This window comes from Hyphomicrobium sp. DMF-1, assembly GCF_027886585.1.
In the GTDB taxonomy this organism is placed as follows: Bacteria; Pseudomonadota; Alphaproteobacteria; order Rhizobiales; family Hyphomicrobiaceae; genus Hyphomicrobium_C; species Hyphomicrobium_C zavarzinii.
Map to the genome: position 1 here is coordinate 278,431 of NZ_CP115706.1, position 22,562 is coordinate 300,992.

Consider the following 22,562-nt stretch of genomic DNA (forward strand, 5'->3'; position numbering starts at 1 on the left):
CTCGTCCCCCCTCGAGGTCCGACCCCAAAGCCCCTGGAGACCCTGCTCCCATGACCGATAAGCCCGATCCCGCGAAGGATGCTGGCCGGACCGACAATCCTGGCGCGAAGCGTCCACACGCGACGCTGGACCTCAAGGCGACGGAGGTGAAGGCGCCCGCATCGCCCGCGCCGGCAACCGGCAGCAGCGGCACCGCCTCGTCCGCTTCCGCTACGCCGGGCGCGTCATCGTCTTCGTCCAGCACGGCATCTGCTGCCAGCCCGTCGTCGCCGGGATCGTCCTCGACGTCCACGGCGAAGCCGTCTTCCGGGACGAGCACTACGGACGCCTCGGCGAAGGCTGCTCCGGGCGCCGCGTCCAAAGCCGCACCTGCGGCCGCCAAGCCCGAAACAAAAGCGAGCGGCGGCGGTGGCGGCTTCTTCTCCCACCTCGCGGCGGGCCTCATCGGCGGCGGCCTCGTCTACGCGGGCGCGGCCGTGCTTCAGCCGGGCTGGCTTCCGAACTCCTCCAACGAGGCGGTGTCGCAGCTCTCCTCGCGGATCGCGGCGCTCGAATCCGCTCCCAAGGAAAGCCCCGCGCTCGCCGCCAAGATCAGCGAGGCCGAAGGCCGCCTCGCCAAGCTCGACCAGATCGAGCAGAGCGTGACGCAACTTCGCGACGCGCAAGGCACGCTCGCAGCCGAAACCAAATCGCTCAAGGATGCCGCCGAGAGCGGCGCCGCCAACGGCGGCACCGAGCGCGTCGCCAAGCTCGAGGAGCAGCTCGCGCTGATCGCCTCCGGCGCACCGGCCTCGGACGGACGCATCCCGCAGCTCGCGGCCCTCGCCGGCAAGATCTCGGACGTCGAATCCTCGCTTTCGGCTCAACTCGCCGAGCTGCGAAAGAGCCTGCCGGCCGAGGTCGATGCGCGCATTACCGCGACACAGGAAGCGAGCGAGGCGGCGAAGGCTGCAACCTCGCGCCTCGACCGCGAGGTCGCCCAGCTTCGCACCGATCAGGCACGCAGCGCACAGCGTGACGAAGCCACCAAAGCCGACACCGAACGTCTCTCCGCGGCCGTCGAGGCCGTGAAGGAGGAAGCGGGCAAACTCTCCAGCACGATCGGCGAGCTTCGCGCCTCGATCGAAACGCAGATCAAAGCGCTCGCCCGGCCGGCCGACGTCTCGGCTGCCGTGAGCCCGGTTGCGAGCAAGCTCGCCGAGCTCGAGCACAACGTTCAGAGCGTCGTGAAGAGCGAAGCGACCCGCAAAGAGAACGCGGAGCGCATCGTGCTCTCGCTCGAGCTTTCGAACCTCAAGCGCGCGCTCGACCGCGGGCAGGGGCAGGGCTACGCCGCCGAGCTCGAGGAGGTGCGCAAGGTTTCCGGAGGCCAGCTCGACCTCAGCGCCCTCGATCGCTTCAAGGATACGGGCGTCGCGACGGTGGCGGAGCTGAAGGCGAGCTTCCGTCCGGTCATGAACGCGGTGATCGATGCGGATCTCGAGCCGGCGGACGGCTCGGTCATCGACCGGCTGCTCGCGGGCGCCAAGTCCGTGGTCCGGGTTCGCCGCGTGAGCCACGATGCGGAGGACACCAGCGCGGAAGCGGTGGTGTCGCGTATCGAGACCGCCCTCAACGAGGGACGGCTCGGCGACGTGATCGCGCTCGCCAAGACGCTTCCACAGAGAGCGCAGGCGCCTATCGAAGACTGGCTGACCAAGGTGGCGGCGCGCAACTCCGTGGACGAGGCGATCGCCGCCGTCGACGAGAAGCTCAAGGCCTCGCTTTCCGGCACGGCTGAAGCGGCACCCGCCGCGCCGGCCCCCGTACAGAATTGAGAGGAATGGAGCGATGACGCGTCTCGTCCTTTTCCTCCTCGGTGTGATCGCGCTGGCCTCCGGGCTCGCGTGGCTTGCCGACCGTCCCGGCTCGCTGCTGATCACGTGGCAGGGCTATGAGATCGAAACCAGCGTATTCCGCGCCGTCGTGATCTTCGCGGCGCTGGTCGGCTTCGCGGTTCTGGTGTGGACCATCCTCACGCAGATCTGGTCGAGCCCGGCGGCGCTCAGCCATTTCCTCACGCGCCGTCGTCAGCGCCGCGGTCTCGACGCGCTGTCGAGCGGCATGATCGCGATCGGCGCGGGCGACCGCTCGATGGCCACGCGCTACGCTCTGCAGGCACGGAAATCGCTGCCGAACGAGCCGTTGACACATCTTCTGCGCGCGCAGGCCGCGCAGCTTTCCGGCGACAAGGCCACCGCGCGTCGCATTTTCGAAGCGATGCTCGGCTCTCCCGACACGGAGCAACTGGGATTGCGCGGGCTGTTCCTCGAAGCCGGGCGTGAAGGCGAGCGCGAGGCGCAGCGGCAGTTCGCGGAGCGGGCGCTGGCGCTCAATCCGAAGCTCTCGTGGCCGGTGGAAGCGTTGTTCGACCTGCAGTGTCAGGCCGGTGACTGGGCGGGAGCCTTGCAGACACTCGCGCTCGGGCGCCGTCACGGACAACTCGAGCGGCCAATCGCGGATCGCCGCCGGGCCGTGCTGCTCACGGCTCAGGCGCAGGCACTCGAGGAGGAGGATGCCGAGAAGGCGCTGACGCTCGCGCTCGAAGCGCACGGCCTCGCCCCGTCTCTCATTCCGGCCGCCGGCATCGCCGGACGCCTGCTCGCCGCACGCGGAAACACGGCGCGGGCCGCCAAGGTCATCCAGAAGACGTGGGCCAAGTCTCCCCATCCCGAGCTTGCGACCGCCTATGCTTACGCGCGCATCGGCGACAGCCCCCGCGACCGCCTCGACCGCGTGAAGCAACTCTTCATGCTCAATCCGCACTCCATCGAAAGCTCGATCGCCGTGGCGGTCGCGGCCATCGAGGCCCACGACTACGCGGAAGCGCGGCGCATGCTGCAGCCGTTCATGGAGACCGGCCTTACGCGCCGGGTCGCCGCGCTCCTGGCGCGCATCGAGGCTGAAGAAAGCGGTGACAAGGGACGGGCACGCGAGTGGCTGGCCCGTGCCGTGACCGCGCCCCGCGACGCGGCTTGGACCGCCGACGGCGTCACCTCGGACCGCTGGGCTCCGACCTCTCCGGTAACCGGCGCGCTCGATGCATTCGAGTGGCGCGTTCCGGTGGAGGAACCGAACGGTGGCGAGGAGCGGATCCTCGGCGCGGATCTCACCGAGTTCATCGCTTCGGGCGAGCCCGAGACGGTGATCGCGAAGGCCGAGCCGGTCGCAGCGGCGCCGAAGGACGTTACGCCGTCCGACGCCGTGCCCGAGGAGCCCAAGACAGCACCGCCGGCCGCCAAGACGGCACCCACTGACAAGGGTGGCGCACCCGCGGTGGCGGCGGATGCTCCGAAGAAGTCGCCTCCCCAGGCTGCCGACAAAAACGGAGATGCGTCCAGCCGCACGGATCGCTCGCGGATCTTTACGTCGCCTCATGCGCCGGATGACCCGGGGCTCGAACCCGAAGAAGGCGAACCGCCGCGTTCGGCAGCCGGATAGCTCCCGGCAGGCTCGCAGTCCCACCATCCGGCCCCCAAGCGCTCGCTCGGGGTGATGCAAGCTCAGGCAATCCCACGGGCTGCTTAGACGATAGGCAGCCCGCGGCGGGTGTATTGCTGCCCTGATTGGAATCAAATCCGGTCGGCTCGGGATGTATGAGAAATGCTCTGATATAAGTTCGACCAAGGGGGAAGTTGTCGCGTTCACCCCCATTGCCCATAATGACGCCAGAACAATAACCAGTTCCGGGAGGAATTAACGATGTCGGACAAGGCGTATCCTGTTACGCCCGAGTGGGCGAGCCGTGCGTGGCTCGACGAGGCCAAGTACAAGGCGCAGTACGAGCGCTCCGTGAAGGACCCGGATGGCTTCTGGGGCGAGAATGGCCGCCGCATCGATTGGGTGAAGCCCTACACCAAGGTCAAGAACACAACCTTTTCGCCCGACAACGTCTCGATCAAGTGGTTCGAGGACGGCACGCTCAACGTTTCCGCCAACTGCATCGACCGGCACCTGGCCACGCGCGGCGACCAGATCGCGATCATCTGGGAAGGCGACGATCCCACCGAAGACCAGACCATCACCTACCGGCAGCTTCACGAGCGCGTCTCGAAGCTTGCGAACGTGCTCAAGGCGCATGGCGTCAAGAAGGGCGATCGCGTCACCATCTACCTGCCGATGATACCGGAAGCTGCCTACGCGATGCTCGCGTCGGCGCGCATCGGCGCCATTCACTCGGTGGTGTTCGCAGGCTTCTCCCCGGATAGCCTCGCGGGACGCATCGAGGATGCGGGCTCTAAGTTCATCATCACGGCCGACGAAGGCCTGCGCGGCGGCAAGCCGGTGCCGCTGAAGAAGAACACAGACGAGGCGCTCAAGAAGTGCGCGAAGGGTGACGAGAAGGTGCTCGTCGTGCGCCGCACAGGCAACGCGGTCGCCTGGACCGAAGGGCGCGATCTTTGGTTCCATGACGAAGTCACCAAGGTGTCGGCCGACTGCCCGCCCGTCGAGGTCGAGGCCGAGCATCCGCTGTTCATCCTCTACACCTCCGGCTCCACCGGAAAGCCCAAGGGCGTGGTGCACACCTCAGGCGGCTACCTGCTGTTTGCGTCCATGACGCACCAGTACGTATTCGATTACCATCCCGGCGACATCTACTGGTGCACCGCCGACGTGGGTTGGGTGACCGGCCACAGCTACATCCTGTACGGACCGCTCGCAAACGGCGCGACCACGGTGATGTTCGAGGGCGTGCCGACCTATCCGACGCCGTCGCGCTTCTGGGACGTTGTCGACAAGTGGAAGGTCAACACCTTCTACACGGCACCGACTGCGATCCGCTCTCTCATGGGCGCGGGCGACGATTTGGTGAAGCGCTCGGACCGCTCGTCTCTCCGCCTGCTCGGCAGCGTCGGCGAGCCGATCAATCCCGAAGCTTGGGAGTGGTACTACCGTGTGGTCGGCGAGCAGCGCTGCCCCATCGTGGACACCTGGTGGCAGACCGAGACCGGCGGCATCCTGATCACGCCGCTGCCCGGCGCCATTGCGCAGAAGCCCGGCTCGGCCACGCTTCCGTTCTTCGGCGTGCAGCCGGCGCTGGTCGACGACAAGGGCGCCGTGCTCCAAGGCGCGGCGCAGGGCAATCTCGTCATTCTCGATAGCTGGCCCGGCCAGGCGCGCACCCTGTTCGGAGATCACGACCGCTTCGTACAGACCTACTTCAGCACCTATCCCGGCACGTACTTCACCGGCGACGGATGCCGGCGCGACGAGGACGGCTACTACTGGATCACCGGCCGCGTGGACGACGTAATCAACGTCTCGGGACACCGCATGGGCACGGCGGAAGTGGAAAGCGCGCTCGTGTGCCATCCCAAGGTCGCGGAAGCGGCCGTGGTCGGCTACCCGCACGACCTCAAGGGCCAGGGCATCTACTGCTACGTGACACTCAATGTGGGCGAGCACCCCTCGGAGGAGCTGCGCAAGGAGCTCGTGCAGCACGTGCGCCGCGAGATCGGGCCGATCGCCTCTCCCGACGTGGTACAGTTCGCGCCGGGCTTGCCCAAGACGCGCTCAGGCAAGATCATGCGCCGCATTCTGCGCAAGATCGCCGAGGACGAATTCGGTAGCCTCGGCGATACGTCGACGCTGGCCGATCCGTCCGTGGTCGACGACCTGATCACGAACCGGCAGAACCGCAAGGCGGGCTGAGCCGGGTTACTTCAGCTTTCACGCTTTACACGTCTTTACGCGCCAGACCCTCCGGTCTGGCGCGTAATTGTTTCTGATGCCTGGTCTCTCATTCCTCGCGGCGGTGAAGGCTCGGAGCATGCCTGAGATGCGTCTGGATCCAGGCCTTCGCCGGGATGACGGTGTGGGGTTGGCGGGGCGCTATCGCAACTCCGTCACACCTGCGGATGCCGGTATCTCGACACGGACACGTGCGCCGGATCTCGAGGCGTTCGCTACGCCTCGCCTCTTGGCGCCGGATGCACTATTGCGCGCGCTCAAGTAAGCCCGCGCTTCTTCAGCAGCCCTTCGATCTCCGGCGGGCGGCCGCGGAATGCGACGTAGGCGTCGAGTGCATCCTGCCGGTTTCCGGCCGCGTAGATATTGGCCTTGAGCTTGTTCGCGGTTTTGCGGTCGTAGATGTTGCCTGCCTCCTTGAAGGCCGCGAAGGCGTCGGCGTCCATCACCTCAGACCACAGGTAGCTGTAGTAGCCCGCCGCATAGCCGCCGATGATGTGCTGGAAATGCGGGATACGATGGCGCGGTACGATCTCGGCCGGCATGCCGATGCGCGCCAGGATCTCGCTTTCGAAGGCGTCGACGTCGAGCCCCTTCGTGTCCTTCAGCGAATGCAGCTCGAGATCGAGCAAGGTGGAGGCCGTGTACTCGACCGTCTGGAAGCCCTGGTTGAACGTGCGTGCGGCCTCGAGCTGCTTCAGGATCTGCTCGGGCATCGGCTTGCCTGTCTTGGCATGGAGAGCGAAACGCTTCAGCACCTCTGGCTCGGACAGCCAGTGCTCGTAAAGCTGCGAGGGCAGCTCCACGAAATCGTGCAGCACGTTGGTCATGGCGAGCGAAGGATAGGTCACATCCGACAGCAGGCCATGCAGCCCGTGCCCCAGCTCGTGGAACAGGGTGCGCGCATCGTCGAAGGAGAGCAGCGCCGGCGTGCCGGGCGCGCCGCGGGCGACGCTCATCACGTTGACGACGATGGGGCGCACGCTGCCCGTCAGCTTGTGCTGGCCACGATAAGACGACATCCAGGCGCCCGAACGCTTCGAAGGCCGCGCATAGTAGTCGCCGTAGAAGAGACCCACGTGCTCGCCCGCCTTGGTCTTCACCTCCCACGCACGCACGTCCTCATGATAGACGGGCACGTCGGTGCGCTCCTCGAACACGAGGCCGAACAGCTTGCCCGCGGTATCGAAGGCAGCGGCGAGCACGTTCTCCAAGACCAGATAGGAGCGGACCTCGGCCTCATCGAGATCGTAGCGGGCCTTGCGCTCCTTCTCGGCGTAGTAGCGCCAGTCCCAGGCCGCGATCTTGAAGTTGCCGCCTTCGGACCGCGCGCGCTTTTCGAGCGCGGCCTTCTCCTCGCGGGCCCGTCGAAGGGCAGGGGGCCACACCTTGTCGAGGAGGGCGCGGACGCTGGCCGGTGTCTTGGCCATCGTGTCGTCCAGCACGTAGGCCGCGAACGTCTCGTAGCCGAGGAGATGGGCCAGCTCGCTGCGAAGCTCCATCATCCGGACGACGATGGCGCGGTTGTCGGTCTTGCCGCCAAGCTCGCCGCGCTTGATCCAAGCTTTCCAGGCTTCCTCGCGCAGATCCCGGCGCGCAGAGAACTGAAGGAACGGCTCAACGCTGGAGCGAGCCAGCGTGATGGCGTAGCTGCCGGGCTTGCCGAGCGAGACGGCAGCCTGGGCCGCAGCGTCGCGCACGGAGCCGGGAAGACCATCGAGATCGCGGTCACCGTCCAGAAACAGATGCCAGGCCTGCTCATCCGCGAGCACGTTCTGATTGAAGGACGTGCCCAGCGTGGCAAGCTCGGTGTTGATCTCGGCGATGCGCTTGCGTGCCTTCGCGCCAAGCTTCGCGCCGGCACGGACGAAGCTCTTGTACGTGCGCTCCAGCAGGCGCAGGCCCTCGGCATCGCGGCTGAGATCGTCGCGACGCTCATAGAGGTCGGCGATGCGAAGAAACAGGCGACGGTCGAGCATCATCGCGCTCTGGTGTTTGGCGAGGCGCGGGGAGAGTTCACGCTCGATCGCCTGAAGCGCCGCGTTGGTGTCGGCGCTCGTGAGATTGAAGAAGACGTCGGCGACCTTGGTGAGCAACACGCCGCTCTTTTCGAGCGCCACGATGGTGTTCGCAAAGGTGGGCTTGGCTGCACGTCCCGCTATCTCGGCCAGCTCCTTCTTGTGCTCCTTCAGGGCGGCATCGAAAGCGGGGCGGAAGTGGCGCGGCTCGATCGAAGCGAACGGCGGCGCCTTGAATGGCGTGCGCCAGGGCTTGAGCAGCGGGTTCTGCGCCGCTTTGTCCGCGTTCTTCTTCGGGCCGGCTGCCTTTGCCATGATCCAAATCCTTCTTTCGTGAAGTCCGAGCCCCGGATCGATAGCGGATTGCGGGGCCCCGCGCAAAGACGTGCGTCAATTGATGGCGCGCTTCACGCAAATGGGATCGGGGCCGGCTTGAAGCCGGCCCGTCAGCCCGGGACGAGAGGAGGATTGGAGGAGGGGAGTTGTCCGCCCGGCTGCCGGACACAGACCAGACCGGGGGCTCGGAGGTCCGATCCGCCGAGGCAACCGGGCGGGGGTCAACATCGGAAAGTCTGGATGCGATTGTGGGCGCGCGCAGGGCGCAAACGCGACGTCAATCTGACGTCACGGAGGAATTTCTGTGCGGGAGGGAAAAAAGAAAAATGGCCCGGTCCAGGGAGATTGGCCTCGGATTGGGGGCTTGGGGGCAGTAAATCCGAGACGGAGATGGACCGGGCCGGGACGCTGTTGTTTCCCACTCTACGCATCAATGAGACTTGGCGAAGGACGCTTTGTGGCAGCGATGTGAAATGTTGGCGCGGACCGTCTTGAAAAATTTCGGACCCGTGCGATCATACCTTCTGATCAAAGGGAGGCGCCCTTGAGCGAATCCGACCCCATACGTTTCCGCCCGCGTGAGCCGGGCCTCTATGCGCATAGCCAAGCTCATCGCAGCTTATCGTCCTCATCCCCTTCCCGAAGCAGCTCGCCCGTCGTGGCGTTCAATCGTGCCGAGCTGGATGCGATCCTGGCCGTGTACGCGCGCAAGGTGGCGGCCGGCGAGTGGCGCGACTATGCCCTCGACATGGGGCGCGAGAAGGCTGTGTTCGCCATCTTCCAGCGGACCTCCGAGTATCCTTTGCTCCAGGTGGAGAAATGTCCGCGGCTCGCCCGCCGGCAAGGCGCCTACAGCGTGGTGCTGAGGAGCGGGGTGATCCTGAAGAGAGGGCATGAGCTTCAGCGCGTGCTCTCGGTCTGCGAGACCCTCAAGCTCGGGCGTTGACGCACTCGCCCGTTCGGCCCGCCCCGTCAGGCCGGTCTCGACAAACAGAAAGGGCCCCGCCGGATGGCGAGGCCCTTTCCATTTGCAGGGTGGTGTTCCGGGGCTTGTGCTTACTCGCGGTTACCCATGAGCGACAGCAGGTTGACGAACAGGCCCACGAAGTCCTGGTAGAGCGAGAGCGCGCCGAAGATCGAGGCCTTGGCGGCGGCTTCCGCATTGCCGGCCACCTCGAAGTAGGTGTCCTTGATGCGCTGCGTGTCGTAAGCGGTGAAGCCCGCGAAGACGAGAACGCCGATCACGGAGATCGCGAAGCTCATCGCGCTCGACTGCGTGAAGATGTTCACGATGCTGGCGATGATGACGCCGATCAGGCCCATGAACAGGAACGAACCCCAGCCGGAGATGTCCCGCTTCGTCGTGTAGCCCCAGACGCTCAGGCTCGCGAAGGTAGCGGCCGAGATGAAGAACACGTTGGCGATCGACGTGCTGGTGAAGACCAGCAGGATCGACGAGAGGGACGCGCCGACGAGGGCGGCGTAGATCCAGAACGACGTCTGGGCTGCGCCGACGCTCATGGCGTGAGCGCGGAACGAGAAGAAGAACACGAATGCGAGGGGCGCAAGGAACAGCACCCACTTCAGCGGGCTGGTGTAGATGGCCACGCCGAAAGAGGTGAGACCCATGCCGTTACGCAGGGTCGCGGCCGCAGCGGACGGATCGTTCGTGACCGCAAGCGAGAACACGAGGTATGCGACGATACCGGTGAGCGCAACGCCGGCCGCCATATAGTTGTAGACGCCCAGCATGTATGAACGCAGACCTTCGTCGACGTCGGCCCGGCCGACCGTCGTCGGTTGCGTATATCTGCTGTCAAACTGTGCCATCGTGATGGAGTCCCCTTAAAGACTTCTAGCGCAAACTCGATTTGCCTACGGCATATTGGAACCGTGCCACCCGCTTTCAAGAGTTGATGGCGGCACTCTCAATTTGCCGTACAATTGGGTCCATTCATAAGGCAATTCGGCTGGAATGTTAATCTTGAGTGATCGAGAAAATACCTAGGTATCGCGACATCCGGTCGAAGTTAAATCTACGCAATTATTGCGATCTCAGCGTTTGAGCGGGCTTGGCCCGCAGCACCGCCCAGGTGCCGAACGCCCCGAAGGCCAGCACCAAACCGACCGCTACAGCCAGCGCCTTCAGCACAGCGTCCAGGCTGAAACTGAAGGGGATTTTCATGACCTCCTGAACGGCGATCCAGGCGGCGAAGGCGCCGAGGCCTACCGCGAACAGCGCGGCGACGACGGCCAGCAGCAGATATTCGACAGCGTGCGAGACGAGCACCCGGCGGCGGGTTGCACCCAGCACCTTCAGCACCACGGCTTCCAACACGCGCCGGCGCTGCGCGGTGGCGAGTGCACCTGCCAGCACCAACGCACCGGCGATCAGGGTCACGGCGCCGGCGACGCGCACGGCCACCATCACCTTCTCCAGAATGGCGGTTGCTGCATTGAGCGCGTCCTTGACGCGAATGACGGTGACCGCCGGGAACGCCTTGCCGACCGCCCTGCCGAGCTGGGCTTCGGTTGCGACAGGCGTGCCCGGCGGGAGGCTGACAGTGGCCAGCAGATTGTGGGGGGCTCCCTTGAGGGCGTTGGGCGAAAACACCATGACGAAATTGAGCGTGAGGCTTTCCCATTTCACCTCACGCAGGTTGGCGATGCGGGCCGTGAGATTCCGTCCCAGCACGTTGACCGTGACCTGATCCCCGATGCCGATACCGAGGTGACGCGCGAGGTCACGTTCGAAGGAGACCAAGGGCTCTCCGTCATAGTCCGCGGGCCACCATTCGCCGTCCACGAGGCTCGATCCCTCGGGAAGCGTGGCGGAGTAGGTGAGGCCGCGGTCGCCGTTCAGCACCCATTGCGCTTCGGGAGGCAGCTTGAACTCCTCCGCCTTGATGCCCTTCATCTCGACGAGGCGGCCTCTGAGCATCGGCGCTTCCACGAGATGCGCGCCGGGCGCCTCCTGCTCGACGAGGCGGGAGAGATCCTCCGAGCTCGTCTTCGGCACATCCAGCAGGAAATAGCTCGGGGCCTTCTGGGGCAGGCGACTGGTCAGCTCGTTGACAAGCGAAGCGTCCGCAAGGGCGACGGCGACCAGCAGCGAGAGACCCGAGCCAAGGGATACCACCACCGACCGAGTGAGACCGCCGGGCGCGCCGATGTTTCCGATGGCAAGCGCCAGCTCTGGCCATTTGGGCCGCGGCACGCGGCGCGCAAGCCAGGTCACCAGGCTTCCGAGCGCGGTGAACACAGCAAACACGAGCACCAGCGCGCCGCAGAAATAGAGCGCGATGCGCGTCGATTCCGCCATCATCAGCACGAAGCCGAGCAGCAAGGCCGCGATGAGCACCGTGAGCGCGATGATCTGCGGGCGCGGCCACACGGCCTCGGGCGCGACCTCGTCTCGAAAGAGAACGCTCGGCTTGATCAGCTCCGCGCGACCGAGCGGCCAGAGCGTGAACAGCAGCGCGACGAGCACGCCGTAGACCGCGCTCGCGACGATGCTTGCGGCCGAGTAGGCGACCTCGGCCTTGATCGGCAGTTGATCGCCATAGAGCGAAACGAGCAGGCGCGGCGCGGTGAGGCCTACTGCGAGACCCACCGCGACGCCGATCAGGGCGATGGCGAGAACCTGAACCAGGAAAATCAGCAGCACCGTGCGGCTGGTGGCGCCTACCGTCTTCATGGTGGCGATGACATTGCGGCGACGCTCGATGAAGGTGGCGACGGCGCTCGCGATGCCGACGCCGCCGACCAGCAGGGCGGCGAGCCCGAGGAATGTGAGGAACTGGCGCAGACGGTCGAGCGTGCGCGTAACCTGGGGAGAGGGATCGCGCCTATCTCCGATGACGAACCCCGATTGCGCGAGCTCCGATTTCGCCATGGTGCGGAACGCGCCGACATCCTGAGGCGCGCCACCTTGCTCAGACGGAAGCTTCAGCGCATAGCGCCAGCGCACGAGCGTACCGGGCTGGACGAGCCCGGTCTTGGCGAGGGTCACGTGCGAGACAAAGACGCGCGGTCCGTAGGTGAGCCGATCAGCCACGGCATCGGGCTCGTTCACGAGGGTTGCGCGCACGACGACCTCGGCATCGCCAACCCGCATCCTGTCGCCGACCTCGAGGCCGAGCTGGGAGAGCAGCACCGGGTCTGCGACTGCGCCATTCTCGGCATTCAGAGCCTCCGCGAAGGCCGACCCGTTTACCTCAACCTCGCCCGCGAGCGGATAGGCCGCATCCACCGCCTTGAGTTCGACCAGGGCCTGCTCGTTGCCGTCCAGGCTCCGCGCCATGGTGCGGAGCGTCGCGGTTTCGCTCATGCGGCCGCGCGCCTCGAACCAGGCGCGCTCGGCATCGGTGGCCCGCGCGTGCATCCGCGCGAACGTCACGTCACCGCCGAGAATGATCTCGCCCTGGCGCTCGAAGCCGTCACGCAACGCATCCGACAGCGTGCTCACGGTCGCGATCACGGCCACGCCGAGTGCGACGCACGCCATGAAGATGTAGAAGCCGCTGAGGCCGGCGCGCAGCTCACGGAGGGCTATCCCGAGCATGCGTCCCGTCGACAGGCGGGAGGCTGGCCGCGAAGAGCCGGAGGCGATCGCCGTCGACGTCATGCGGCCACCACGGCTTGCTCGTCGGCCACGATGCGTCCGTCCGCCATGCGGATCGTTCGCTCGCACTCCTTGGCCAGCCGCTCGTCATGGGTGACGAGGACGAGCGTCGCGTCGCTCCTGCGCTTCAGGCCGAACAGCAGATCGACGACCTGCCGGCCAGTCTTGCCGTCGAGGTTGCCGGTCGGCTCGTCGGCGAGGAGAAGCTTGGGCTCGGGCGCCAGTGCGCGGGCGAGGGCGACACGCTGCTGCTCGCCGCCGGAAAGCTGCGCCGGGAAATGATCGAGACGCGCGGCGAGGCCCACTTCCGAAAGAAGGGCGCGGGCCTTCTCGCGTGCTTCCGCCACGCCTGCGAACTCGAGTGGCAACGCCACGTTCTCGAGCGCGGTCATGGTGGGAATCAAATGAAACGACTGAAAAACGATGCCGATGTCCTCGCCGCGGGCGAGCGCGAGCTGATCCTCGCCCAGGGCATTGAAATCGCGGCCCGCAACCTGCACATCCCCTCGTGTGGCGCGTTCGAGGCCCGCGAGAATCATGAGAAGCGAGGTTTTTCCCGACCCCGACGGCCCGACGATGGCAACGGATTGTCCCTCGGTAATGTCGAGGGTTATGCCCTTCAGGATCTCGACGACGCCGGCGCGGCTTTCGAGGTTGAGCCGGACGTCGGTAAGGCGGATGATCGGCTGGGGCACGTGTCGGGGCTCCATGAAGTTCGGAATTTTGTCTCACATCCGTGCGATGTGGGCGCATCATCTGCCCGTTCTAGCTCGAACTACGCAATCGGCGGGCAGCGAGACGGGACAGATACGAGTGTCGAGGCGAGGTGAGGCAAAAAAATGAAGGCAAAGCAAAGTGCTTCGACAGTCTGGCGTCACATGGTGAGGACGATGGCGCTCGTCAACCTCTGGCTTGCCGCCGGATTGGGCGGCGCATTGGCTGCCGATGAGGCAGCACCCATTCGGATCGTGGCATTCGGCGACAGCCTCACCGCCGGATACATGCTGAAACCGTCCGAGGCCTTCCCCGCACAGCTCGGCGAGGCACTAAAGACGAAGGGCTACCCGGTCGACGTCACGAACGCTGGGGTTTCGGGTGACACGACGGCGGGCGGCCTCGAACGCTTCGACTGGGCGGTTCCCGAGGGGACGGACGCGGTGATCCTGGAGCTCGGCGCCAACGACGCGCTACGCGGCGTCGATCCGGATATCACGCGGGCCAATCTCGATGAGATCCTGAAGCGGCTCTCCGCGCGCAATATCGACGTGCTGGTCACCGGCATGCTGGCGCCGAAGAACTGGGGCAAGGAGTACGAGGCGCGCTTCGCCACGATCTACAGCGATCTGGCGAGCAAGCATGGGGCGCTGCTCTATCCCTTCTTCCTCGACGGCGTTGCGCTCGATGCCAAGCTCAACCTGCAAGACGGACTGCATCCCACCGGCGAGGGCGTCGGCGAGATCACCAAGCGCATTCTGCCGAAGGTGGAAGAGCTGATCACACGGGTCCGCGAACGCCGCGTCTCGGTCTCGAAATCCTGATCCACCGGACTCTCAATTACCGGACACCGCCATGCCCCGCCTCTTCACCGGCCTCGAGCTGCCGCCCGCGCTCTCGGACCAGCTTGCGGACTTCGCGACACCCCTTGCGGGGGCGCGCTGGATCGAGCCCGAGGACATGCACATCACGTTGCGGTTCGCAGGCGACGTCGACAACCTCACCGCAGCCGAGTTTCATGCCGCGCTGTCCGCCATCGACGAGCCGGCGTTCGAGATACGGCTTTCGGGTTTCGGCGCCTTCGGCGGGCAGCAGCCGCGAACGCTTTGGGCGGGCATCGAGGACAATCCCTGGCTCGACGCACTGGCGCGTGCCAACGAGCGTGCCGCTCGAAGCGCGGGCTTGCCGCCCGAGAAGCACAGCTTCAAACCGCACGTGACGCTGGCGCGGCTCAAGGGCACGCGGCCGGAAGCCGTGGCGCGCGTGCTGGAGCAGCTCGGCGCTTATCGCAGCGTGCCGTTCTCTGTGGAGCGGTTCGTGCTGTTCTCCTCGCGGCCCAAAGTGGGCGGCGGGCCTTACGTGGTGGAAGACGCTTTCACACTGCGCGGAGCCGACTACGAGAGCCAATGGGCGGGCGAGATGTGAGGCACCCGGCGCTTCGCTGGCATCACCATGCAAAGAGCCCGCGTCCGGCGGGCTTCGGGGCGGCCACGCGGCGTTGCGCACGCAGCGGGCCTTGAGCGCGACGGGCTCGCGTCTTGGCCATCACGGGGGGCGCGGCCTGCTCGTCATTCGGGAACGCCGATGCCACCGGCGGCGGGCTCATTGTCGCCGAGGTGAGGGCGACGCGCGTTTCCGTCTGCATCGCTACCGGCTCGATCGCGGGAGCCATGGCAATGCCGTGCGGTTCGGGCTCGATGGCGGTCTCGACCAAGCGGCCGGGACGCGACGGCTCGTTCTCGATCTCCGCGAGCAGCGTTTCGAGCGCGGGTGGCGGGGAAGTCAGTCCTGCGAGGCGCGATTTTCTCAAGGCCTCGGCCGCCGCGTAGCTGGCGTGCCGCGCCTGTGTCTCTCCTGACCAGGGGGATGCCTGGCACCCGCAGCCGTTCTTCAGCGATTTGCGATAGGCGAAGGCGTTCTCGAGCTGCCCATATGCGCGGCCTCTCAGGTCGGTCATGGCGGCAATGTCCTCGCTGCCGCGTGGCAGCGTGAACAGGCGGGCCTCCGACCGGCAGCTCGACGCACAGGCGGCCGCGTCCTGGGCCACCTGGGTCTGATCGGCCACCTCGCTCACGGGCCAATAGTATCCGTCACACATCCGCACGCAGACGGTCCGCACGTTCGACAGGGCCGCGGACGCCGTGGGCTCGTTCGCCTGAAGCCAGGGCGAATAGGCGCGCACGGGGCTGTAGGCCCGATTGAGGTTTCGAAGTGAGGGCGTGGGGCGCGCGAGGATCGAGGCTTCGAGTGGGGACGCATCGTTCCTCCCACTGAAGACTTTATCGAAAAGGGATGGGCCGGCTGCCTCCGTCTCCGCGCCACTCAGCGCGCAAAATCCGGCCAGAATCCCCACGAACGCAACCGCACACCGCATTTCACACACGGGGGCCTTGCAGGCCACCCCTCTACGCACACCCGACTTCGGGAAGCATGGACGAAGAGGGCAAATTTTTGCTGAACGACGGTTCCGTTTTATGCGCGAACGCAATCCGTGAACGAAGGATTACCGCTGGACGAGCACCACACGGTTCTCGGAAAGGCGGATCGGGGCCGGACGCACCGCGACGCGTGCCTTGCGCGTCGCTGCGAGAGCGGCACCGCTGCGCAGCGAGCGGGTCATCGACGGCGTGGTGCGCATCGCGACGACGCGGCGCGCCTCCTTCTCGCGGGACGCCCGGACCACAGGCGTGCGGACCGCAGCGGCTTTGCGCGTCGCGCCTTGCTGCGCCATCTCGACGGAAGCCCGCGCGCCTGCCGCGCTCATGGCGACGAGATCGGCGCCGGTGCGGGCCCGCGTGCGTTTTTCCTCGTCGGTCACGATGGAGGCGAGCCACTCCCGCTCGATCTTCTCAGCCGGATTTTCATGCGCGGCCCCTTGCTCCAACGCATAGAGGCGGTGGCGGTGGGCGGACGCATCCGTCCAGGGGCTCGCACTGCACGTGCAGGCCGAGTCGTAGGAGACGCGATACTGGAACGCGGTCGCGAGCTGCTCGTAGGGCATGCCGTCGAGGCCAGTCATGGTCTCGGGCGCGCCATCCTTGTTCTTGTAGACGAAGAGCTTTGCGGGCGAGGAGCAGCTTGCGCGGCACGTCGCCTCGTCGCGGCCGAACTCGCCCGGCTGGGCCGCGGCGCTGATGGGATAATAGTAGCCGTCGCACAGACGGACGCAAAGCGTGCGGTAACCCGCTTCGAGATTGCGCTGCTTGGGGCGCTGGCTCATACAGCCGCTGCCGTTCTTGCCGCAGCCCGAGCCTGCACGCTTCGCGGTCTTGCGGATTGCGGCGGGCTGAACCTTGGCCTTGCCGCGCTGCTCCTCCGGGCGAGCGTAGGTGCCGGAAATGAGATCTGCGAGGCTGTCGCCGGAGCCCAGCACCTCCGAATGCAGAGAGGCGGGACGCTTCTCCCCTGTGAAGGCGGCGACGGTGACAAAGGCCAACAGGCCGGCGAGACACAGAAAACGGACAAACAACACGGGCGGGCCTGACCAAGTGAACGCGGAAACGGCGCTCCGCCACGATCCGGCGGAGCCTTAATTCTGGCTTAACGGATTAGCCCATCCCTCGCAAACACAACTTCGCCAACATGTTGAACAGGCAGGCTTCCGAGGTAGATGAACGTTAACGGCGCCACGGAATGCGCGCGAACGGGGCTCGTTTGGTTTATAGAGCGGGAGGGATGCCGATTGCGGGCGCGCGCTTCGCAACCGGCCGGGCAATTGGGGGGCCGACCGTGCAGGAGACCGCTGAGACCACGGGGCCGCGCGCCGCGGCACCACGCCGGGCGCTCGTTTCCTGGGTGCTGTTCGATTGGGCGGCTCAACCCTATTACACGCTGGTGCTCACCTTCCTGTTCGCGCCCTACTTCGCGAACGTGGTGGCGGCCAATCCGGCCGAGGGTCAGGCGCTCTGGGGCTACGCGGCCGCAACGGCCGGCGTGCTCATCGCGTTGGGCAGCCCGTTCCTCGGCGCCGTAGCTGACGGCGGCGGGCGCCGAAAGCCCTGGATCGCGGCTTTCTCGATCCTGTTCGTGGCAGGCCTCGCCACTCTCTGGAACGCCGTTCCCGGAGCGGACAGCTCGACGGTGTTTCTCATTCTCGCCGCCTTCGTCGTGGCGACGGCCATGGCTGAGTTCACGACCGTCTTCACCAACTCCATGATGCCGAGCCTGGTGCCTCCCGATCAGCTCGGCCGGCTTTCGGGCACGGGATGGGCGGTCGGTTATGCGGGCGGGCTCGTCAGCCTCGCGATCATGGCCGGGCTGATCGTGGCCGAGCCTACGAGCGGGCGGACACTGCTCGGGCTCGAGCCGGTCTTGACGCTCGACACGGCCACCCGCGAAGGCGACCGGCTGGTGGGGCCGTTCTCCGCGATCTGGTACGCGCTCTTCATGATCCCGTTCTTCCTGTTCGTGCCCGACAGCAAGCGCCCCCCTGGCACGGCCAGCAGCCGTCCGCCACTCGCCGAGCTGTTCGCCACGATCCGCGCGCTGCCCTCGAACCGCGACATGCTGCTCTTCCTCATCGCGCGCATGCTGTACACAGACGGGCTCGCGGCGATTTTCGCCTTCGGCGGCATCTACGGCGCGGCGGTGTTCGGATGGGGTGCGCTCGAGCTTGGCCTGTTCGGCATCGTGCTGACCCTCACCGGCGTGTTCGGCGCGCTGATCGGAGGCGTTCTGGACGATCGTATCGGCTCGAAGGCCGTGATCATCGGCTCGCTTCTGCTGCTGCTCGTCGGCGCGTTGGGCATCCTTTCGGTCGATGCGACGCACGTTCTCTACGTCAACGAGGTGACGGCCAAGCTCCCCGGATCGAAGCCGTTCTCGTCTTCCGGAGAATTGGTGTTCCTCGCCTTCGCGGTGCTGGTCGGCCTGGTCGCCGCTCCGGTTCAGGCGGCAAGCCGCGCCTTGCTCGCGCGCCTCGCGCCGCCCGACAAGATCACGCAGTATTTCGGCCTGTTCGCGTTCTCCGGGAAGGTCACCGCGTTCATGGCTCCGCTGATGGTCGCGGCAGTGACGCAGGCGACCGGCGACCAGCGCATCGGCATGGCCTCGATCGCGGTGTTCCTGATCGCGGGCCTGCTGCTGATGATCCCGGTGCGAAGCGTCAGGAGCCAGAACCCTTAGCGCCGGATTCGTTTCGCTTCGAGACCATGAACCAGGACGGCCCCATCTGCGGATCGTGCCAGACGCGCTGCCATCGAAAGCCCGCCTTCTCATAGGCTCGCACGGCGCGCTCGTTCTTGACGGAGGGAAACACGCAGACGGCAACCGCGAGCGTTGTGGCGAACACCTCGTCGCGCAGCATGGCGAGCGCAACCTGCCCCACGCCCTTGCCGCGATGCTCCTCCGCCGCAACGAAGAGATCGAGATCCCAGGTGCCGGGCTCCAGATCCTCCGGAAGATTGTCGCCCCACAAGGTGGCATCGACGGCGTGGGCATAGCCCACTGGTTCGCCGTCCGCCTCGATCACGCGGCAGATCGCATGGTCCGAGGCCAGCGCCATGTTGACCTCGGCCTCCGTGGCCGAGACCGGCCCCCACCACTCCTGAATGTCCGGCCGCCCCAGCCAACGGCGGATGAGGCCGAAGTCGGCGCGTGTCGCCGGTCTCAAGGTTATGCGAGGCGCATCCGTCAAATCGATCTAGTGCCTGAAGTGGCGCATGCCGGTGAGCACCATGGCGAGGCCCTTTTCGTCCGCGGCGCGGATCACCTCGTCGTCGCGCATGGAGCCGCCGGGCTGGATGACGGCGGTCGCGCCCGCCTCTGCCGCAGCCAGCAGGCCATCCGCAAACGGGAAGAAAGCATCTGACGCGACGGCCGAACCTTTGACGTCCAGCCCCGCCATCTCCGCCTTGATGCCGGCGATGCGCGAGGAGTTTACGCGGCTCATCTGGCCGGCGCCGATGCCGACGGTCGCGCCATCCTTGGCGTAGACGATGGCATTGGATTTGACGAACTTGGCGACCTTCCAGGCAAAGACGAGATCGGCCATCTCGGCGGAGGTTGGATGTCGCTTGGTCGCGACGTGCAACCGCTCATAGAGCGCGAGATCGGCCTCCTGCACGAGCAGCCCGCCCGCCACCGTGCGCGCTTCCAGACGCTGGGAGGCGACGAGCGGCCATGCGCCGGTCACGAGCAGGCGCACGTTCTTCTTGGCGGCCACCGCCTCCTTCGCCTCGTCGGTCACGGAGGGTGCGAGGATCACCTCGACGAACTGGCGCTCGACGATCTTGCTCGCGGTCGCGCCATCCAGCTCGCGATTGAAGGCGATGATGCCGCCGAATGCGGATTCGGGATCGGTGCGATAAGCCCGATCGTAGGCTGCTTCGAGCGAATCGGACTCAGCCACGCCGCACGGATTGGCGTGCTTCACGATTACACACGCCGGCCGGTCGGTGAACGACTTCACACATTCGAGCGCTGCTTCGCTGTCGGCGACGTTGTTGTAGGAGAGCTCCTTGCCGAGAAGCTGGCGCGCGCTGGCGACGGTTCCGCTTTCGGCGTGGGCGCTGACGTAGAACGCGCCCCGCTGATGCGGGTTCTCGCCGTAGCGCATGTCGAGCGCCTTCTTGTACTGCGTGGTGTAGGTCGGCGGAAAGCCCTTGGCCGAACCGTCCGCGCTGTCCGCGACGGCGCCCAGCCAATTGCTGATGGCTGCGTCATAAGCCGCAGTGCGGGCATAGGCCTTGGCGGCGAGGCGCTTGCGGAACTCGGGCGTGGTGCGTCCTGCGTTGGCAGACATTTCCGCGAGCAAGGGCTCGAAATCCGCCTGATCGACGATCACCGTTACGGACGCGTGGTTCTTTGCCGCCGCACGGATCATGGCGGGGCCGCCGATGTCGATGTTCTCGACGCAATCGACGAAGGAGGCGCCGCTCGCCACCGTTGACTCGAACGGATAGAGGTTCACGATCAGGAGGTCGATGGGCTCGATCTTGTGCTCCTCAGCCGCGCTGATGTGCTCAGCGTTGCCGCGCACGGCCAGCAGTCCGCCGTGGATCTTCGGGTGCAGCGTCTTAACGCGGCCGTCCAGAATTTCAGGAAACCCGGTGACGTCCGCCACGTCGGACACCGCAAAGCCCGCGCCCTTCAGCTTGGCCGCCGTGCCGCCCGTCGAGATCAGCTCCACGTTGCGCTCCGCGAGCGCGTGGGCGAGCTGCTCAAGCCCAGTCTTGTCGGAGAGCGAAATCAGGGCCCGGCGGATTCTGGGATTGGGATCTTTCATCGGTCGCGACGTGTCCTCTGAGCGTTAGGCGGTGTTCGCGAGCCTGATAAGGCTTCCCACGAGCATCGGCTAGAAATTCCGCGCTGAAAACGTGACTTATACCGATTTTTCCTGGCCTTCGAATACCCAGCGCACTTCGGTTTCCCCGAACGTGGCGCCGCGGGCGACGATCTGCAGCGCCCGCCTCGGCCCGGCGGAATCCGCGAAATAGGTGCTCTCCTCGATCGCGAGACGGGCGCCTTCGAGGCTGAACCACCAGGTATCGCCGCTCGGGAGCGTGATGATGGCGATGTTAGGGTTATCGTCGCGCCAGCAGCGGATGCCCGGATAGAGGTGGAAGTGGATGGCGAACGGCACGTCCTGCCGGAGGCGCATGGTGCCGCTTTTTCCCGCTATGCGGTCGATGCCCAGCAGGCGGCGGCCGGTTGCGCTCAAGGCCAGCGTGCGGTGGTGGATGAGACCGAACCGGCGCACATAGCCGTCATGGCTGGCGGCGATCTCCAGGCTGCCGTCGTGCTCCTCGACGCGATAGGGCACATCTTCAGGAAAGCGGATGGGCGGTCCGCCCACCAAATCCTCGAGCGTCTTGTGGCGCACCAGCTTGGAGGAAGACTTCTCGCCGAGGCAAAGCGTGTTGTGGCTCGCCGTCGCACGGGACGCCGCCCGCCATTCCGCACTGGCCGAGCCCGGTGCGCCTCCGTTGACGAGCATCAGCTCGGTTCCCACGCTCATCTCGAACGAGAGACAGCCGGCGTGGGCCTCGGCCGCGGCCTCGAGCGGAGGCGGCTCCCCCGCGTCCATGATCAGAATGGATGGGCCGCGCTCCAGCCTCAAATACTTCGAGGCAGGTGCCTGCACCGGAATGGTGCCGGGGTTGTCGTCGTAGACGAGCACGGTCGCGAGACCGGCGGGCGAGGCGACGCCCATGCCGTTGAAGCGCGCGAGCATGCCGTCGCCGAGCCGCATGTATTTCAGCATCGCCAGCATCGCCTTCAGCGTGGCGGCGAGCTCCGGCGGCGCGGTGCGGCTGCGGGCCGCGAAGCACTGGTTCAGCGGCAGGAGATCCAGCATCAGCTCCACGAGCACGCCTGGATTGCGGCCGATGTGCCCGCCGTCGGAGAGGATCTGCCGGTCGAGCTCCTGCACGAACAGTTTCTCCGTCTCGGCCACCTGACCTTCATGACCCGAGATGCAGAGCTGCGCGAGCAGAAGCGACAGCAGCGAGAGGAGGCGCGGGTATCCGCTCGGGCTGTTGCGCCAGCTCGCGGCGAGGCGCACGAGCTGGACGCCGAGGCTTTCGGTGATGATCTCATACGTCTCGGCGTCCGCGTCCTCCAGCAGAAGCGCCGAGTGAGAAATCCACGAGATGAGACGCCGCCCGGTGACGTGAGGCTCCCAGGCGAGGCCGCCGCCACTGTTGCCCCGATGGCGCATCGCCCATTCCGCGGCGAGCAGGCGCGCCGTCTCGCGCGCCTCGGGACGCGCGGCCGCCGCCAAGTGACGAAGCCATCCGAAGCCGTGCAGCTCGCACTCCCAGGCTTCGCTCGGCGGGATGACGTCGAACGGCGAGACGTCGTCGGCAAGCGCGACGGCGCCCGCTAATCCGAACTGGCCGATCTCGACCTCGTCCCAGAAGCTCGGATCGGCGGTTCTCAGATCCTGCGGAACGATGAGAAGCTGCTCGGCCGCCGATGCGCCGAACTGCCAGCGGAACGGCGGCGAATAGAGCACCGACGAGATGGCGCCTCGCCTCAGCCGGTCTGCGGCCAGATGCGTGATCCTGATCCGCTCTGAGAACTTGAGGCGCGCCATTCTCTCCCTCGGGCCGCGTACACCGGCCGAACGAATGGGGCCGCCAAACGGCAAGCCCCGCTGGCGGATGGTAGCACGCCGGATCGCCTGCTCAATCAGCCCGGTT

The 22,562-nt window shown here is 66.2% G+C and carries 17 protein-coding genes; 8 read left to right on the forward strand and 9 right to left on the reverse strand.

Going from position 1 to position 22,562, the window contains the following annotated elements:
* Window positions 1–50 precede the first annotated feature (50 nt).
* The 4 genes from PE058_RS01230 (at window position 51) to PE058_RS01245 (ending at window position 5,995) form a co-directional block, all read left to right on the forward strand.
* The gene (locus PE058_RS01230; protein WP_271029643.1) at window positions 51–1,817 is read left to right on the forward strand and encodes a COG4223 family protein; all 1,767 of its coding nucleotides are present in this window, start codon (window positions 51–53) and stop codon (window positions 1,815–1,817) included.
* 13 nt (window positions 1,818–1,830) lie between these two features.
* Window positions 1,831–3,480: a heme biosynthesis protein HemY gene (locus PE058_RS01235; protein WP_020085730.1), complete on the forward strand. Its 1,650-nt coding sequence runs from the start codon at window positions 1,831–1,833 to the stop codon at window positions 3,478–3,480.
* A gap of 261 nt (window positions 3,481–3,741) precedes the next feature.
* On the forward strand, window positions 3,742–5,691 hold the full coding sequence (gene acs / locus PE058_RS01240; protein WP_020085731.1) for an acetate--CoA ligase: 1,950 nt from the start codon (window positions 3,742–3,744) through the stop codon (window positions 5,689–5,691).
* A 127-nt stretch (window positions 5,692–5,818) separates the two neighbouring features.
* Entirely contained in the window at window positions 5,819–5,995 is a 177-nt protein-coding gene (locus PE058_RS01245; RefSeq protein WP_156827346.1) for a hypothetical protein, read from the forward strand.
* Here the strand turns inward: PE058_RS01245 and PE058_RS01250 are convergent.
* Window positions 5,988–8,060, reverse strand: a complete 2,073-nt coding sequence (locus PE058_RS01250) for a M3 family metallopeptidase (RefSeq protein WP_271029644.1) — start codon at window positions 8,058–8,060, stop codon at window positions 5,988–5,990. The genes PE058_RS01245 and PE058_RS01250 overlap by 8 nt on opposite strands.
* A 565-nt stretch (window positions 8,061–8,625) precedes the next feature.
* Between PE058_RS01250 and PE058_RS01255 the strand changes: the two genes are divergently transcribed.
* Window positions 8,626–9,027, forward strand: coding sequence for a DUF2794 domain-containing protein (locus PE058_RS01255; protein WP_020085733.1), 402 nt, complete (start codon window positions 8,626–8,628; stop codon window positions 9,025–9,027).
* A gap of 110 nt (window positions 9,028–9,137) precedes the next feature.
* On the opposite strand, the gene PE058_RS01260 is transcribed toward PE058_RS01255, so the two are convergent.
* From PE058_RS01260 to PE058_RS01270, 3 genes are all read right to left on the reverse strand, one after another.
* Window positions 9,138–9,911 carry a Bax inhibitor-1/YccA family protein gene (locus tag PE058_RS01260; protein WP_026867987.1) on the reverse strand — a complete coding sequence of 258 codons (774 nt, stop codon included), beginning with the start codon at window positions 9,909–9,911 and terminating at the stop codon, window positions 9,138–9,140.
* Between the two features lie 214 nt (window positions 9,912–10,125).
* Window positions 10,126–12,708 carry an ABC transporter permease gene (locus tag PE058_RS01265; protein WP_020085735.1) on the reverse strand — a complete coding sequence of 861 codons (2,583 nt, stop codon included), beginning with the start codon at window positions 12,706–12,708 and terminating at the stop codon, window positions 10,126–10,128.
* Window positions 12,705–13,415, reverse strand: a complete 711-nt coding sequence (locus tag PE058_RS01270; protein ID WP_020085736.1) for an ABC transporter ATP-binding protein — start codon at window positions 13,413–13,415, stop codon at window positions 12,705–12,707. Before PE058_RS01270 ends, PE058_RS01265 begins: the two co-directional genes overlap by 4 nt.
* A gap of 180 nt (window positions 13,416–13,595) precedes the next feature.
* On the opposite strand from PE058_RS01270, the gene PE058_RS01275 reads away from it, so the two are divergent.
* Both PE058_RS01275 and thpR read left to right on the forward strand, forming a co-directional pair.
* A complete protein-coding gene (locus tag PE058_RS01275; RefSeq protein WP_020085737.1) occupies window positions 13,596–14,243 on the forward strand; it encodes an arylesterase in 648 nt (215 codons plus the stop codon).
* 31 nt (window positions 14,244–14,274) lie between these two features.
* Window positions 14,275–14,844 (forward strand): RNA 2',3'-cyclic phosphodiesterase, encoded by a 570-nt coding sequence (thpR, locus tag PE058_RS01280; RefSeq protein WP_020085738.1) that lies wholly within the window; start codon window positions 14,275–14,277, stop codon window positions 14,842–14,844.
* 22 nt (window positions 14,845–14,866) lie between these two features.
* Here the strand turns inward: thpR and PE058_RS01285 are convergent, their stop codons facing one another.
* Window positions 14,867–15,601 carry a DUF2865 domain-containing protein gene (locus PE058_RS01285; RefSeq protein ID WP_020085739.1) on the reverse strand — a complete coding sequence of 245 codons (735 nt, stop codon included), beginning with the start codon at window positions 15,599–15,601 and terminating at the stop codon, window positions 14,867–14,869.
* Between the two features lie 321 nt (window positions 15,602–15,922).
* Complete coding sequence (locus PE058_RS01290; RefSeq protein ID WP_271029645.1) at window positions 15,923–16,855, reverse strand: DUF2865 domain-containing protein; 933 nt, start codon at window positions 16,853–16,855, stop codon at window positions 15,923–15,925.
* A 239-nt stretch (window positions 16,856–17,094) separates the two neighbouring features.
* Between PE058_RS01290 and PE058_RS01295 the strand changes: the two genes are divergently transcribed.
* On the forward strand, window positions 17,095–18,543 hold the full coding sequence (locus tag PE058_RS01295; RefSeq protein ID WP_020085740.1) for an MFS transporter: 1,449 nt from the start codon (window positions 17,095–17,097) through the stop codon (window positions 18,541–18,543).
* Here the strand turns inward: PE058_RS01295 and PE058_RS01300 are convergent.
* The 3 genes from PE058_RS01300 to PE058_RS01310 form a co-directional block, all read right to left on the reverse strand.
* Window positions 18,524–19,030, reverse strand: a complete 507-nt coding sequence (locus tag PE058_RS01300) for a GNAT family N-acetyltransferase (RefSeq protein ID WP_020085741.1) — start codon at window positions 19,028–19,030, stop codon at window positions 18,524–18,526. The two genes, PE058_RS01295 and PE058_RS01300, sit on opposite strands and share 20 nt — an antisense overlap.
* Window positions 19,031–19,060: 30 nt before the next feature.
* Window positions 19,061–20,644, reverse strand: a complete 1,584-nt coding sequence (purH, locus tag PE058_RS01305) for a bifunctional phosphoribosylaminoimidazolecarboxamide formyltransferase/IMP cyclohydrolase (RefSeq protein WP_271029646.1) — start codon at window positions 20,642–20,644, stop codon at window positions 19,061–19,063.
* A 96-nt stretch (window positions 20,645–20,740) separates the two neighbouring features.
* Complete coding sequence (locus tag PE058_RS01310) at window positions 20,741–22,456, reverse strand: heparinase II/III family protein (RefSeq protein WP_020085743.1); 1,716 nt, start codon at window positions 22,454–22,456, stop codon at window positions 20,741–20,743.
* Between the last annotated feature and the right edge of the window lie 106 nt (window positions 22,457–22,562).